We start from the raw sequence: 13624 nt of genomic DNA, 5'->3' as shown, positions 1-13624 counted from the left end.
CCCGGCCAGGATCGGTTCTGGCCACGGGTGTTCACATGCCCCCGACAGAGGGGCCTATGGGAGAGAGACAATGACGCAATCAATGGCCTCCGCCACCGAGCGGGCCCGGCCGATGACCAAGGAGGAGCGCAAGGTTATCCTGGCCTCGTCCCTGGGCACGGTGTTCGAATGGTATGACTTCTACCTTTACGGCTCGCTGGCGGCCTTTATCGGGGCGCAGTTCTTTACGCCCTTCCCCGAGACCTCGCGCAATATCTTTGCGCTGTTGGCCTTTGCGGCGGGCTTTATCGTGCGGCCCTTCGGCGCGCTGGTCTTCGGGATGCTGGGCGACATGGTCGGCCGGAAATACACCTTCCTGATGACGATCCTGATCATGGGCCTGTCGACCTTCCTGGTCGGTATCCTGCCGGGCTATGCCTCTTGGGGGATCGCGGCACCGATCTGCCTGATCGGCTTGCGCATGTTCCAGGGCCTGGCCTTGGGCGGTGAATATGGCGGGGCTGCGGTCTATGTGGCCGAACACGCGCCCAACGGCCGTCGCGGCTTTTACACCTCGTGGATTCAGACCACGGCGACGCTGGGCCTGTTCCTGTCGCTGGCCGTCATCCTGATCGTTACGCCGATCATCAACAACAACTTCCCCGCCGTGGTGCAGCTTGGCCTTGACGGCCTGCCGATGCTGGATGCCAAGGGCGCCGAAGTGACGCTTCCGGCCTGGAATTCCTGGGGCTGGCGCGTGCCCTTCATCCTGTCGGCCTTCCTGCTCTTGGTCTCGCTGTATATCCGCCTGACCATGTCGGAAAGCCCGGTCTATCAGAAGATGAAGGCTGAAGGCGCTGCCTCGAAGGCTCCGCTGCGTGAGGCTTTCGGCACCTGGAAGAACGGCAAGATCGCCATCATCGCCCTGCTGGGCCTGACGGCGGGCCAGGCCGTGGTCTGGTATTCGGGCCAGTTCTACGCGCTGTCCTTCCTGCAAGGCGCCGTGAAGGTCGACTTCTTCACCGCCAACGTCTTCGTCCTGTGTTCGCTGGTTCTGGGCACCTGGGGCTTCCTGTTCTTCGGGTCGCTCTCGGACAAGATCGGCCGCAAGCCGATCATCCTGGCCGGCTGCGCCATCGCCGCGCTGACCTATTTCCCGGTCTTCCAGTTCATCACCAAGACCGCGAACCCGGCGCTGCATGCCGCCCAGCAAACCCAGATCACGGTGACCGCCGATCCGGCCGACTGCTCGTTCCAGTTCAACCCGGTGGGGACGGCCAAGTTCACCAACTCGTGCGACACGCTGAAGGCGCTGCTGCTGAAGGCTTCGGCCAATTCGGAAACCGTTGCGGCGCCCGCGGGCACCGTGGCTTCGGTCAAGATCGGCGAGACCGAGGTTTCGGCCTTTGACGGCGCGGCCAATGCGGCCGATATCGCCACGGCCAAGGCTGCGGTCGATGCGGCCAAGGCGGGCATCGACGCGGGCCTGATGACCGCGCTGACCACGGCCGAAAAGGCCGCCGGTGTGGCCAAGGTGACGCTGGCAGATGCCGAAAAGGCGCTGGCAGGGGCGGCCGACGACGCCAAGGCCGCGGCGCAAACCGCGGTGGATGCGGCCAAGGCGGCCATGCCTGCGGTTGACGGTGGCTTGGCTGCGGCGCGGGCTGCGGTTCCGGCCGACCAGCTGGCGGCTCTGGATGCGGCAAATGCGTCCCTGGCCACGGCCAATGGCGTGAAGCCCGCCTTCGAAAAGGCCGTGAACGACGCGCTGAAGGCGGCGGGCTATCCCATCGTCGCGGCGGACAACACGACGGTGGCCAAGATCACCACCTTTGGCGACCTGTTCACCACGCAGAACTTGTCGGTGATCATCGCCCTGACCTATCTGATCATCCTGGTCACGATGGTTTATGGCCCGATTGCCGCGCAACTGGTCGAGCTTTATCCGACGCGTATCCGGTATTCGGGCATGTCGCTGCCCTATCACATCGGCAACGGCTGGTTCGGGGGCTTGCTGCCCGCGACGGTCCTGGCGATTTCGGCCCAGTATGGCAACATCTACTCAGGGCTCTGGTATCCGATCATCGTGGCCGTCATGACCGTTGTGATCGGCACGCTGTTCGTGCCGAACGGGACGCACAAGAAGTCGATCTTCGCCGAGTGATCTTGGCGCAGTGAAGGGAGGGCCGGGGGTGCAAACCTCCGGCCCTTTGCTTTTGTGGGACGCCCCGGGAGGGTTTCACACCCTCCCGGACCCTCCCGTGGAATATTTGTATCAATGTGAAAGGGCTTCGGGCGCGCTGGCCTGGCCCGGGTTTCACGCCATCAGGATCAGTGCTTCGCGGGCGATCTGGCGTTCTTCTTCGGCCGGGATCACCAGGACGGGCTTTTCGCCAAGGAAGGCGAGGTGCTTCAGGATCGCGCTGCGGGTCTGCGGGTCATTTTCGCCAATGCCCCCGGTGAAGACCACGGCGTCAAGGCCGCCCATCGCGGCCACCAGGCTTGCGCCATGGCGGGCGGCCCAATAAGTGAAATGGTCGATGGCAAAGGCGGCCTCTGGCGTGCCAGCTGCGCGCAGGCTGCGCATGTCGGAGGCGCCGCCAAGGCCATGCAGGCCAGAGCCGCGGTTCAGCAGCTGGGCGGCCTCGGTCGGGCCCAGGGCCTCGGCCAGGCGCAGGACGGCGTTGCCGTCGATATCGCCGGTGCGGGTGCCCATGGTCAGGCCCGACAGCGGCGAATAGCCCATCGTCGTCGCCACAGAGCGCCCTTTCAGGATCGCACAGGCCGACGCGCCATTGCCTAAATGGAACGCCAACAGCCGATCTGGCAGGGAATCCGGGGCGCTTTCTTGCATTTTTCGAACAATTGCGGCATAGCTGAGCCCATGAAAGCCATAGCGGCGCAGGCCCAGAGCCTCGGCCGCGGGTGGCAGGGCATAACGGGTCGCAACGCAAGGATTGGTCGCGTGAAAGGCAGTGTCAAAGCTGGCGAATTGCGGCAGTTCCGGCATCAGGTCGCGCAGGGCGCGGATGCCTTGCAGGTTGGCGGGGTTGTGCAGGGGGGCCAGGGGGATGCAGGCCTGGATCTGCGCCTCGATCTGCGGGGTGATCCTGGCCGGAGCGGTCAAGCCCGCGCCACCATGAACGACGCGGTGGGCGGCGGCGGTTGGGCGGCCCAGCTGCGCCAGCCCCTGCAGCAGCGCCGCCTTGTGATCGGGCAGACCGCCGGTGCCGATCCGTTCAAACCGCGCCTCGGCCAGCTGGGTCAGATCGGCCGCAAAGCCCGCGAGTTTCAGCGAGGACGAGCCCGCATTGACCACCAGCAGCATTTACAGCACCGCCTTCAACAGACCCAAAGCCGCGAGACCGCCCAGCAGCAGGATGGCAAAGCGGCGGAAATCCTGCGGATCGGTGGTCAGGAAATGCCGGCTGCCCGCCCAATTCGACAAAAGCACCAGGGGCAGGCCGATCAGCGCGGCCTTGCCCGTCTCCAGGCTGACCATGCCGTGATACCAATACAGCGGCGCGGAATAGAGATCCAGGATCGGGAAATAGGCCACCAGCGTCGCGCGAAACACGGCAGGCGCCATGGGTTGCGCGGCAAAAAAGGCCGCGACCGGCAGGCCTCCCATCCCGGGCGCATTGGCCAGCCCCGAGACGATGCCAGCCGTCAGGGTGGCCACCCGCCCGGCCTGGGCCTTCATGCGCCAACCGGCAAGAAGCACAAGGCACATGACCAGAACATACCCTGAAATCAGCGCCTTGGCCGCCTCTTCCGAGATCATGCCCAAGACCCACAGCCCGACCGGCAGGCCCAGGACCGCGCCCAGGGTCAACAGCCCGACGCGGCGCCAATCGACATCGGCGCCCGCCCCCTTCCAGGCTTGCAGCGTCATCACCGCCTCCCAGACCACGACGACGGCGACGAAATCCAGCGGGTTCATCACCAGGCTGGAGGCCGCGATGGTCATGGCCGAAAAGCCGAAACCGGAATAGCCGCGCACAAAGCCCGCGACCAGGATCGCCAGGGCCATCCAGGCGAGGCCCAAGGGGGAGAGGTCGAACATGCTGGGGCTCCGAATGAAAAGGCCGGGGTCAGGCTGACCCCGGCCATGCGGCAATGGCAAGGGGCTTATTGCGGGCGCATGTCGGCCTTGGAGATGCCCGCGACACGCACCGGCTTTTTCATCGCATCGCGGCGGAAGGGCTCGCCGAGTTCCTGGTTGATCAGCGCCTCGATCAGGGTGGTTTTCCCGGCCTTCTGGTCGATGATGGCCTGGCGCAGCGCCTGTTCCAGCTCGTCCATCGTGCGGGCGACGACGCCTTGCAGCCCGCATGCCCGCGCGATCCCGGCGTAAGAAACCTGCTCGGACAGCTCGGTGCCGACGAAATTGTCGTCATACCACAGCGTCGAGTTGCGCTTTTCGGCGCCCCATTGGTAGTTGCGGAAGACGACTTGCGTGATGGCGGGCCATTCCGGGCGGCCAAGCGCGGTCAGTTCCGTCACCGCGATGCCGAAGGCGCCGTCGCCGGAAAAGCCGACCACGGGCGTATCAGGACAGGCGATTTTCGCGCCGATCACCGAGGGCAGGCCGTAACCACAGGGGCCGAACAGCCCCGGCGCCAGGTATTTCCGCCCCGCTTCGAAGGTCGGATAGGCGTTGCCGATGGCGCAGTTGTTGCCGATATCCGACGAGATGATCGCCTCTTTCGGCAGGGCATTGGTGATGGCGCGCCAGGCCATGCGGGGCGACATCCAGTCGGGCTTGGCCGCCCGCGCGCGTTCGTTCCAGCTGGTGCCGGGGTCGTCCTGTTCGTGATCCATCGACGACAGCTGTTGCGCCCAGGTGGATTTCGTCTGCCCGATCAAGGCCTTGCGGTCCGCACGGCCCGCGTCGCCCGCCGTATCCGCCAGACGGGCCAACAGAGCCTCGGCCACCTGTTTCGCATCGCCCACGATGCCGACGGCGACCTTTTTGGTCAGGCCGATCCGCGCGGGGTTGATATCGACTTGGATGATCGCGGCCTCTTTGGGCCAATAATCCAGGCCGTAGCCCGGCAGGGTCGAAAACGGGTTCAGCCTTGTGCCAAGCGCCAGGACAACATCGGCGCGCAGGATCAGCTCCATCCCCGCCTTGTTGCCGTTATAGCCCAGGGGGCCCGCGAACAACGGATGCGAGCCGGGGAAGGCGTCATTGTGCTGATAGCCGACGCAAACCGGGGCATCCAGACGCTCGGCCAAGGCCATCGAGGCCGGAATCGCCCCCGCCAGCACCACGCCCGCGCCGTTCAGGATGACGGGGAACTTGGCCTTGGACAGGAGTTCCGCCGCCTCGGCCAGAGCCACAGCGCCACCCGAGGGGCGCTCGAACTCGACTATGCGGGGCAGGTCGATGTCGATGACCTGCGTGAAGAAATCCCGCGGCACGTTGATCTGCGCCGGCGCCGACATGCGTTTCGCGTTCAGGATGACGCGGTTCAGCACCTCGGCCATGCGCGAGGCGTCGCGGACCTCTTCCTGATAGCAGACCATGTCTTCGAACAGCTTCATCTGTTCGACTTCCTGAAAGCCGCCCTGACCGATGGTCTTGTTGGCGGCCTGCGGCGTCACCAACAGCAAGGGCGTGTGGTTCCAATAGGCGGTCTTGACGGCGGTGACAAAGTTCGTGATGCCCGGGCCGTTTTGCGCGATCATCATGCAGACCTTGCCGGAGGCGCGGGTGAAGCCGTCGGCCATCATCCCGCCAGAGCCCTCGTGGGCGCAGTCCCAAAACGAGATCCCCGCCTCGGGGAAGATATCCGAGATCGGCATGAAGGCCGAGCCGATGATGCCGAAAGCATGTTCGATTCCATGCAGTTGCAGGACTTTGACGAAGGCTTCTTCGGTGGTCATCTTCATGGGGTCACTCCTTGGATTGTCCTTGGTGTAACCGGGGGCATGCAAGGGGGTTAGGGCCAGAAATCAGCCGGGCATAGCGCCAGTAGGGCGGGGTTCACCCCGCCGCTCCCCGGGCCGGCGGGGTGAACCCCGCCCTACCCCAGCGCCTTGGCGATGCGCGCGATGCCCTCGGGGATCTTCGCCGCCGGAATGGAGCCATAACCCAGCCGATAGTGGAACCGGTCTGGCCTGACCGGATCAAAGAAAGTCCGCCCCGGCTCGATCAGCACACCATCCGCCCGCAGCCTTGTGGCCAGCGTCTCGGTGTCCTGCCCCGCCCGCATCCAGAAACTTGACCCGCCAAAGCCGCCCTGCCCGGCCACCGTCAGCCCATGGGCGGCAATCGCCTCCTCCATCACCTGCCGGCGCCGCTTGAACGCCGCCTTCATCCGGTGGATCAACGTGTCGTAATGCCCAAGCGACAGGAAATAGGCCATCGTCCGCTGGATATGCCCGGGCGGATGGCGCAAGGACATCAGCCGCAGCGCGCGGGCCTCGCGGATAAAGCTGGGCGGGCCCACCAGATAGCCCAGCCGCATCCCCGGAAACACCGACTTGGAAAACGACCCGGCATAGATCACGCGGCCCCCGGCATCCAGACTCTTCAGCGCCGGAGAGGCAGGCTTGAGGAACGACATCTCGAATTCGTAATCGTCCTCCAGGATCAAGAAGCCTTCCCGCTCTGCCGCCTCCAGCAGCGCGCGACGGCGGTCCACCGGCATGGTCGCATTGGTCGGGCATTGGTGGCTGGCCGTGGTCACGACAAGGTCGACGCCCGGCGGAATGGCGTCGGGCGGCAGGCCATCGGCATCGACATCGACCGCCAGCACCCGCGCGCCCGAGGTCGTCAGGATGTTGCGCAACCCCGGATAGCCCGGATTTTCCATCACCGCGACCCGCCCGGGGCCCAAAAGGCAAGCGGCGGTCAGCCAAAGCCCGTTCTGCGCCCCCATGGTCAACAGAACCTCATCCTCCCGCGCCGCAATCCCCCGGCGCGGCAGGATATGGCGCAAGAGGTATTCGATCAGCAAAGGGTCCTCGCCCTCGTAGTAATCCGCCGTCATGGCAGTGAAATCGCGCCGCCCCAGCGCCTGAACCGCGCATTGCCGCCAGTTCTGGTGGTCGAACAGGCTGACATCGGCCTGGCCATAGATGAACGGAAACGGATAAGCCTCCCAATCCGAGGGCCGCGCCACGCCTTCGCGGCCCGAAAACAGGCCCTTGATGCGGGCGAACTCTGCCGCCTCGGCCCGACCACCCTGCACCAGCATCTCTTGCGGGCGGGGCGCGTTATCAGAGACGAAATAGCCCGACCGCCCGCGCGCCACCAGGTAATCTTGCGCCACCAGTTCCGCATAGGACAGCGTCACCGTCAGCCGCGATATCCCCAGATGCAGGGCCAGCCCCCGCGACGAGGGCATCCGCTCACCGGCGCGAAACCGGCCGGACAGCACAGCTTCTGTCACCATTTGCCGGATGCGCTGCTGCAAGCTCCCGCGGTCGGCACCTGGCAGGACAAAAGCTTCAGAGGGGATTTCATGCACCATGGGGCGATTGGCCCCAGAGCCGCCGCCGAAGTCAAGCACCCCAAAGCAAAAGAGGAGAGCCGCGCCCTCCCCTTTCATCTTTTCATAAATATTCCCACGGGGGTCCGGGGGTGTGAAACCCCCGGCGCGTTCAGCCAAAGACGCGGGTCAAAGCGTTGTCGATGGCGCCGGTGATGGCGTCGATGTCATCGGCCGTGGCGATCAGCGCGGGCGACAGGCACAGCGTGTTGTTCAGCCCCGGGATCGACCGGTTGGTCATGCCGATGATCACGCCATTGGCGTTGCAATCGGCCACAACGGCTGCGACCTTCTTTTCGTCCATCGGCTCTTTGGTGATGCGATCCGCCACCAGTTCCGCGCCGCAAAACAGCCCCGCGCCGCGCACATCGCCGATGACCTTGTGCTTTTCCATCAGCGCCTGCAGGTTCGCAATCGTCCGCGCCCCCATCTTCAGCGTGTTGTCCAAAAGCCCCTCGTCCTCGATGATCCGCATGTTCTCCAGCGCGGCGGCAGGCCCCGAGGCACAGCCGCCAAATGTCGAGATGTCGCGGAAATAGCTCATCGGATCAGCGGCATCGTCCTTGAACATGCCAAAGATCGCTTCGGTCGTCACCGTGCAGGAAATCGCCGCATAGCCCGAGGCGACACCCTTGGCCATGGTCACGAAATCGGGCTTGATCCCGTAGTTCTGATAGCCGAACCAGACCCCGGTGCGCCCCAGACCACAGACCACTTCGTCGATATGCAAAAGGATGTCATACTTCTTGCAGATCTCCTGCACCCGCTCCCAATAGCCTTTGGGCGGCACGATCACGCCGCCACCCGCGGTCACAGGCTCCAGCACCAGGGCGCCGATCGTGTCGGCGCCTTCACGCAGGATGACTTCCTCGATCGCATCGGCGGCACGCTCGCCGTAGTTCTCGACATCCCATTGCTTGCGATATTCCAGGCAATGCGGGACCATCACGAAACCCTCGGGATAGGGCCCGTATTGCATCGCGCGCTCTTTTTGACCGCTGGTGGCCAGGGCCGCAATCGTCGTGCCGTGATAGTCACGCTCACGATAGAGGATCTTGTTCTTGCGGCCGCCGTGGTGACGATGCGAGATCTGGCGCACCATCTTGTAGACCTTCTCATTCGCCTCGGAACCCGAGTTCGAATAATAGACCCGCGAAAGCCCCGGCATCTTGGAGATCAGCTTTTCGGCGAACAAGGCGCCCGGCACCGTTCCGCCCGACCCCGCGAAGTAGTTCATCTTGATCAGCTGATCCGAGACCGCCTTGGCAATCGACTCGCGGCCATAGCCGACGTTGACCGTCCAGACCGCGCCCGAAACCGCGTCGATATACTCTTTGCCCTTGGCATCCCAGACCCGCAGGCCCTTGCCCTCGACGATGACGCGAGGGTCGATGGCCTCGTTTTCGTATTGCTTGTGCTGGCTCAGGTGATGCCAGACATGGGCCTTGTCGGCGGCGATCACGCCGGAAAGGTCATTGGTCATCGTGTTCATCGCAAGGCTCCATATCTGGCAAATCAGCGGACAGTCTGCGCCCGCAATCCCCATAGCGTTAGGACCAGAGGTCAGGGGCCGCTAAGACCAGTTCACCTGGCCTGGCAAGACCCCTGACCGCTTACAGGCGGACGACGCGGACTTCGTTGCCCTTGGCCGACAAGGCGATCTCGCCTTTGCAAAGCCGCAACGCATCGTCGCCAAAGGCCTCGGCGCGCCAACCGTTCAGGGCGGCAACCTCACGCTGACCCGCCGCAATCTGATCCAGTTCGGACGAAGAGGCGATCAGCCGCGGCGCCACACCCAGGCTTTCCGACTTGGCCTTCAGCAGCACGCGCAACAGGTCGGCCAAGGCCGGATTGACCTGCAGTTGCGCTCCCTGATCGGGCGGGCGCGGCAGGTCGTCTTGCTTCAGGTCCATCGCCACCTTGATGGCGTTCAGGATGCCTTCGGCGATTTCGGGCTTGCGGCCTTCGCGCAGCAAAAGCCGGGAGCGCCCCAGTTCCTCGGTGTTGGTGGGCCTTGTCGAGGCCAGCTCCAGCAGGGCGTCATCCTTCATCACCCGCGCGCGGGGGACGTTATTGGCCTGGCAATAGGTCTCACGGAACCGGGCCAATTCGCGCACCACGGCCAGAAAACGGCCCGAGGTCGTGCGGGTCTTGATCTTTTCCCAGGCCTCGGCGGGACGGGTGATATAGGTTTCGGGATCGGTGAGGACGGAAAGTTCCTCGACCACCCAGGGCTCGCGCCGGGTTTTCACCAATTGGGCGGCCAGGAATTCATAGATGACCCGCAGATGGGTGACATCGGCCAGGGCATATTCCGCCTGAGCCGTGGTCAAAGGCCTGCGCGACCAATCGGTAAAGCGCGAGGTCTTGTCCAAGTCCGCTTTGGCGATCTTTTTCACCAGGGTTTCATAGCCCACCTGCTCGCCAAAGCCGCAGACCATGGCGGCGATTTGCGTGTCAAACAGCGGATCGGGGAAGACATTGCCTTCGGTGAAGAAAATCTCCAGGTCCTGACGCGCGGCATGAAAGACCTTGACGGTCTTGGTGTGCCGGAACAGATCATAGATCGGCTCCATCGACATGGCGTGACCCTCGATCGGGTCGACGAGGACGGCTTCGCCATCCTTGCCTGGAAGCGCCATCTGGATCAGGCAGAGTTTCGACCAATAGGTCCGCTCGCGCAGGAATTCGGTGTCGATGGTCACAAAGGGCTCGAGCTTGGCGCGGGCGCAGAACTCGGCAAGGTCTTCGGTCGTGGTGATTGTGCGCATGGGGCGGCTTTCAATAGGGGCCGCGGGGGTATCCCGCTTTTTCCGTATAGGGTGCCGCTTGGGGTAAGGGAAGAGCGGGGGGCGCGCCCCCCGCACCCCCGCGAGATATTTGGGTCAGTATGAAAGCCAAATCAGCGGATGCGCTGGCCGTCTTTCGCGAAGAGGAGCGCGCGGGAGGGGTCGAAGGTCACGGTCAGCGCCTGGCCGGGGCGCAGGTCGCGGCCCTCGGTCACGGCGATGGTCAGGGGCTGGCCGTCGATCTCGGTGCCGGAGCGGGCATAGGCATAAGTTTCCGCGCCCAGTTGTTCGACGATCTCGATCTTGAGGTCCAGCGACGCCGCCCCGCCGCGTTTGAAGATGTCGGGGCGCAGGCCCACGGTGACTTCGGTGCCCTCCGGCAGGCCTTGGGTCAGCGGCAGGGTCTGGCCGGGGAGGTCGATCAGGGCAAGCTGGCCTTGGCTGACCTTGGCCTTCAGGAAGTTCATCTTCGGGCTGCCGATGAAACCCGCAACAAAGAGGTTGTCGGGGTCATCATAAAGCGTCAGCGGCGCGCCGACCTGTTCGACACGGCCATCGCGCAGCACGACGATCTTGTCAGCGAGGGTCATGGCCTCGATCTGGTCATGGGTCACATAGATGATCGTGGTCTTCAGTTCCTGATGCAGCCTCGCGATTTCGATCCGCATATGGACGCGAAGTTCGGCATCAAGGTTGGACAGGGGCTCGTCAAACAGGAAGACTTGCGGGTTGCGCACGATGGCGCGGCCGATGGCGACGCGCTGGCGTTGGCCGCCCGACAGGTCCTTGGGCTTGCGGTCCATCAGTTTCGCAAGGCCAAGCGTCGCCGCCGCCGCATCGACCTTTTTGGCGATGGTCGCCGGGGTGTCGCCCGCGAATTTCAGCGCGAAGCCCATGTTTTCGCGCACCGTCATATGCGGGTAAAGCGCATAGCTTTGGAACACCATGGCGATGCCGCGATGGGCCGCGTCCACGTCGTTCATGCGTTTGTCGCCGATCACCAGATCGCCGCCGGTGATTTCCTCCAGCCCCGCGATCATGCGCAGCAGGGTTGATTTGCCGCAGCCCGAGGGGCCGACGAAGACGCAGAATTCACCGGGCTCGACCGTCAGGTCGACGCCCTTGATGACCTCGGCCGCGCCATAGGCCTTGCGGAGGGATTTGAGGGTCACGCTCATGTCTTACTCCGAGATGATCTGGGTGACGACGGTGCCGAGGCGGTCGTTGGATACGGTGATGGTGATCTCGCCTGCCCCATGGGCCTGAAGCCAGAAGCCGGTAGAGCCTGCGCGCAGGGGGACAAAGCCGGGGCCTACGCGCCGCGCAGGGCCCGTGACGGTGATGGACACCGGCTCGGGGAAGAAGGGCAGTTTGTGGCCGGTCTGGTCCAGCGCACGGACCATGACGCGCAGGCTGTCATGGGCGCCGATGGTCGTGGCATCGGGCGCGACCTCCAGCCGTGTCGCCACGGGGTCGGCTGCGAAATGGGTCTGGGCCACCTGTTTGCCGTTGATGAAGCCGGTGACGGTGCCGGCCTCCCATTTCATGCCCCAAAGGCCCAGTTCATCCTTGGTGAAAACGCGGTTGTCCACGATCACCGGGGGATGGGGCAGATGGGGAAAGCGGTCGTGGTCGGGCTTGACGCGCTTGGGCGGGTGGTTGCCGTAGCGCAACTCGACCTCGTCGCAATTGGTCAGGATCAACAGGGGCAGGATGCCGCCGATGTTGCGTTCGCCCCGGGCCCAGAAGGTGACGGGCTGCAGGATCGGGCCTTCGGAGGGGTCGGATTGCGAGGCATAGGCATAGGCCGCGAATTTGGGCTCGCGGAACATGTCCATCACGCCGTGGTGGCAAATCCGGTCGCCCGAGCCGAAGTCCTTGTGGGTGTTGTAGTCAAAGGCGCACCAGCCGATGGCCCCCGCAATCTGCGGATCGCCATACATGGCGTTCAGCACATCCAGATGGCGGATCACATGTTCGGCCTGGCGCTGTTCCTGATCGGTCGACTTGGTCGGATACATATGGCCGCCGAATTCGGTGATCATATAGGGGACCGGGCGGTCCAGCCCCGTGACCTCTTGCTGAGGCCGCAGGGGGGTGCGCGGACGGTTGCCGCCCAATTCCTCGTTGCCCAGGATGAAGTCGTTCATCGTATAGACGTCTTCCAGGAACTCGCTGTCGGTGATGTAGCGCACGCCGCCCGTGGGCCGGGTCCGGTCCAGGCTGCGCGCCACCGCGTTGGTTTCCTTGTAGAAATCGTGGTTGTCGCCGCTTTCGTTGATCCGCACGCCCCAGATGACGATGGAGGGGTGATTCCAGTCGCGGGTGATCATCGCCCGCACATTTTCAACGCTGGCCTTCTGCCAGGCCTTGTCGCCGATATGCTGCCAGCCGGGGATTTCCTCGAAGACCATCAGGCCCAGTTCGTCGCAGGCCTCCAGGAAATACGTCGACTGCGGGTAATGCGAGGTGCGCACCATGTTGCAGCGCAGCTCATGCTTGATGATCTCGGCATCCTTGACCTGCGCCGCGCGGCCAAGCGCATAGCCGATATAGGGAAAGCTTTGGTGACGGTTCAGGCCGCGCAGCTTGATCCTTTGGCCGTTGAGGAAAAACCCCTCGGGCGAAAAGACCACTTTGCGAAAGCCGAACCGGGTTTGCAGATCGTCCCGGCCCTGATCGGTGGTCAGGGTCACGTCCAGCGTATAGAGCGCCGGGTTTTCCGGCGACCACAGCGCCACGCCGGGGGTCTCCAGCGTCAGGGCCGTGTCCAGCGCGGCGGGCGCCTCGGCCCGGGCCACTTCGACGCCCGCCTTGTCGCGGATCACAGCGGTCAGCCGGCCTTCGGGTTTGGAGACCATGACCCGGATTTCAGCGCGGGGGCGGACGATGTCCGGGGTCTCGATCTTGACGTTCTGGATATGCGTCGGCGTCGTGACCTGAAGCCAGACCTCGCGGTAGAGGCCGGCATAGGTCAGATAGTCGATGACATTGCCAAAGGGCGGGATGGCGGGGTTTTCGGTGCCGTCGATCGTCACCGAAAGATGGTTGGTGCCCGGCACCAGCCGCCCCGTCAGCCGCGCCACAAAGGGCGTGTAGCCGTCGGCATGGGTCGCCACGATCTCGCCATTCAGCCGCACGACCGTATTCGCCATGGCGCCGTCAAAGCGCAATGTGACCTCGCGGTTTTCCCATGCGGGATCGGCCAGGAAAGCCTTGGAATAGGTGAAGGGCCGCTGATAGGCGCGCTCGTCGAAATAGGAAAACGGCAGCTCGACGGCGTTATGGGGCAGACGGACGCGGTCGCGGCCCTCGAACAGCCAATCGTCGTTGAAGTCGGTCAGGATGCGCATG

Annotated in this window: 9 protein-coding genes; 1 reads left to right on the top strand and 8 read right to left on the bottom strand. The window is 64.2% G+C overall.

Features of this window, described 5'->3' with window-relative positions; all coding sequences use genetic code 11:
• Nucleotides 1–70: 70 nt before the first annotated feature.
• Nucleotides 71–2143 (top strand): MFS transporter, encoded by a 2073-nt coding sequence (locus tag NX862_RS02275; protein WP_264492250.1) that lies wholly within the window; start codon nucleotides 71–73, stop codon nucleotides 2141–2143.
• 153 nt (nucleotides 2144–2296) lie between these two features.
• Here NX862_RS02275 and NX862_RS02270 read toward each other — a convergent pair whose 3' ends face one another.
• The 8 genes from NX862_RS02270 to NX862_RS02235 all read right to left on the bottom strand — a co-directional run bounded on the left by NX862_RS02270 (nucleotide 2297) and on the right by NX862_RS02235 (nucleotide 13623).
• Complete coding sequence (locus NX862_RS02270) at nucleotides 2297–3307, bottom strand: acetate/propionate family kinase (protein ID WP_264492249.1); 1011 nt, start codon at nucleotides 3305–3307, stop codon at nucleotides 2297–2299.
• Nucleotides 3308–4045: a sulfite exporter TauE/SafE family protein gene (locus NX862_RS02265; RefSeq protein ID WP_264492248.1), complete on the bottom strand. Its 738-nt coding sequence runs from the start codon at nucleotides 4043–4045 to the stop codon at nucleotides 3308–3310.
• A gap of 65 nt (nucleotides 4046–4110) precedes the next feature.
• A complete protein-coding gene (xsc, locus tag NX862_RS02260) occupies nucleotides 4111–5877 on the bottom strand; it encodes a sulfoacetaldehyde acetyltransferase (protein ID WP_264492247.1) in 1767 nt (588 codons plus the stop codon).
• A gap of 134 nt (nucleotides 5878–6011) precedes the next feature.
• Nucleotides 6012–7463 (bottom strand): MocR-like pyridoxine biosynthesis transcription factor PdxR, encoded by a 1452-nt coding sequence (pdxR, locus tag NX862_RS02255; RefSeq protein WP_264492246.1) that lies wholly within the window; start codon nucleotides 7461–7463, stop codon nucleotides 6012–6014.
• A 130-nt stretch (nucleotides 7464–7593) separates the two neighbouring features.
• A complete protein-coding gene (tpa, locus tag NX862_RS02250) occupies nucleotides 7594–8973 on the bottom strand; it encodes a hypotaurine--pyruvate aminotransferase Tpa (RefSeq protein WP_264492245.1) in 1380 nt (459 codons plus the stop codon).
• A 121-nt stretch (nucleotides 8974–9094) separates the two neighbouring features.
• Nucleotides 9095–10252: a ribonuclease D gene (gene rnd / locus NX862_RS02245; protein ID WP_264492244.1), complete on the bottom strand. Its 1158-nt coding sequence runs from the start codon at nucleotides 10250–10252 to the stop codon at nucleotides 9095–9097.
• A gap of 131 nt (nucleotides 10253–10383) precedes the next feature.
• On the bottom strand, nucleotides 10384–11448 hold the full coding sequence (locus tag NX862_RS02240) for an ABC transporter ATP-binding protein (RefSeq protein WP_264492243.1): 1065 nt from the start codon (nucleotides 11446–11448) through the stop codon (nucleotides 10384–10386).
• 3 nt (nucleotides 11449–11451) lie between these two features.
• On the bottom strand, nucleotides 11452–13623 hold the full coding sequence (locus NX862_RS02235) for a glycoside hydrolase family 2 protein (RefSeq protein WP_264492242.1): 2172 nt from the start codon (nucleotides 13621–13623) through the stop codon (nucleotides 11452–11454).
• Nucleotide 13624: the final 1 nt, after the last annotated feature.

It is taken from the genome of Stagnihabitans lacustris (genome assembly GCF_025950525.1).
GTDB lineage: Bacteria > Pseudomonadota > Alphaproteobacteria > Rhodobacterales > Rhodobacteraceae > Stagnihabitans.
This window is presented reverse-complemented; position numbering and strand designations above follow the sequence as displayed.

What these genes read in the sequence shown, in the direction of transcription:
- NX862_RS02275 (WP_264492250.1), top strand. Translation starts at nt 71, where the DNA reads ATGACGCAATCAATGGCCTCCGCCACCGAGCGGGCCCGGCCGATGACC.
- NX862_RS02270 (WP_264492249.1), bottom strand. Translation starts at nt 3,307, where the DNA reads ATGCTGCTGGTGGTCAATGCGGGCTCGTCCTCGCTGAAACTCGCGGGC.
- NX862_RS02265 (WP_264492248.1), bottom strand. Translation starts at nt 4,045, where the DNA reads ATGTTCGACCTCTCCCCCTTGGGCCTCGCCTGGATGGCCCTGGCGATC.
- xsc (WP_264492247.1), bottom strand. Translation starts at nt 5,877, where the DNA reads ATGAAGATGACCACCGAAGAAGCCTTCGTCAAAGTCCTGCAACTGCAT.
- pdxR (WP_264492246.1), bottom strand. Translation starts at nt 7,463, where the DNA reads ATGGTGCATGAAATCCCCTCTGAAGCTTTTGTCCTGCCAGGTGCCGAC.
- tpa (WP_264492245.1), bottom strand. Translation starts at nt 8,973, where the DNA reads ATGAACACGATGACCAATGACCTTTCCGGCGTGATCGCCGCCGACAAG.
- rnd (WP_264492244.1), bottom strand. Translation starts at nt 10,252, where the DNA reads ATGCGCACAATCACCACGACCGAAGACCTTGCCGAGTTCTGCGCCCGC.
- NX862_RS02240 (WP_264492243.1), bottom strand. Translation starts at nt 11,448, where the DNA reads ATGAGCGTGACCCTCAAATCCCTCCGCAAGGCCTATGGCGCGGCCGAG.
- NX862_RS02235 (WP_264492242.1), bottom strand. Translation starts at nt 13,623, where the DNA reads ATGCGCATCCTGACCGACTTCAACGACGATTGGCTGTTCGAGGGCCGC.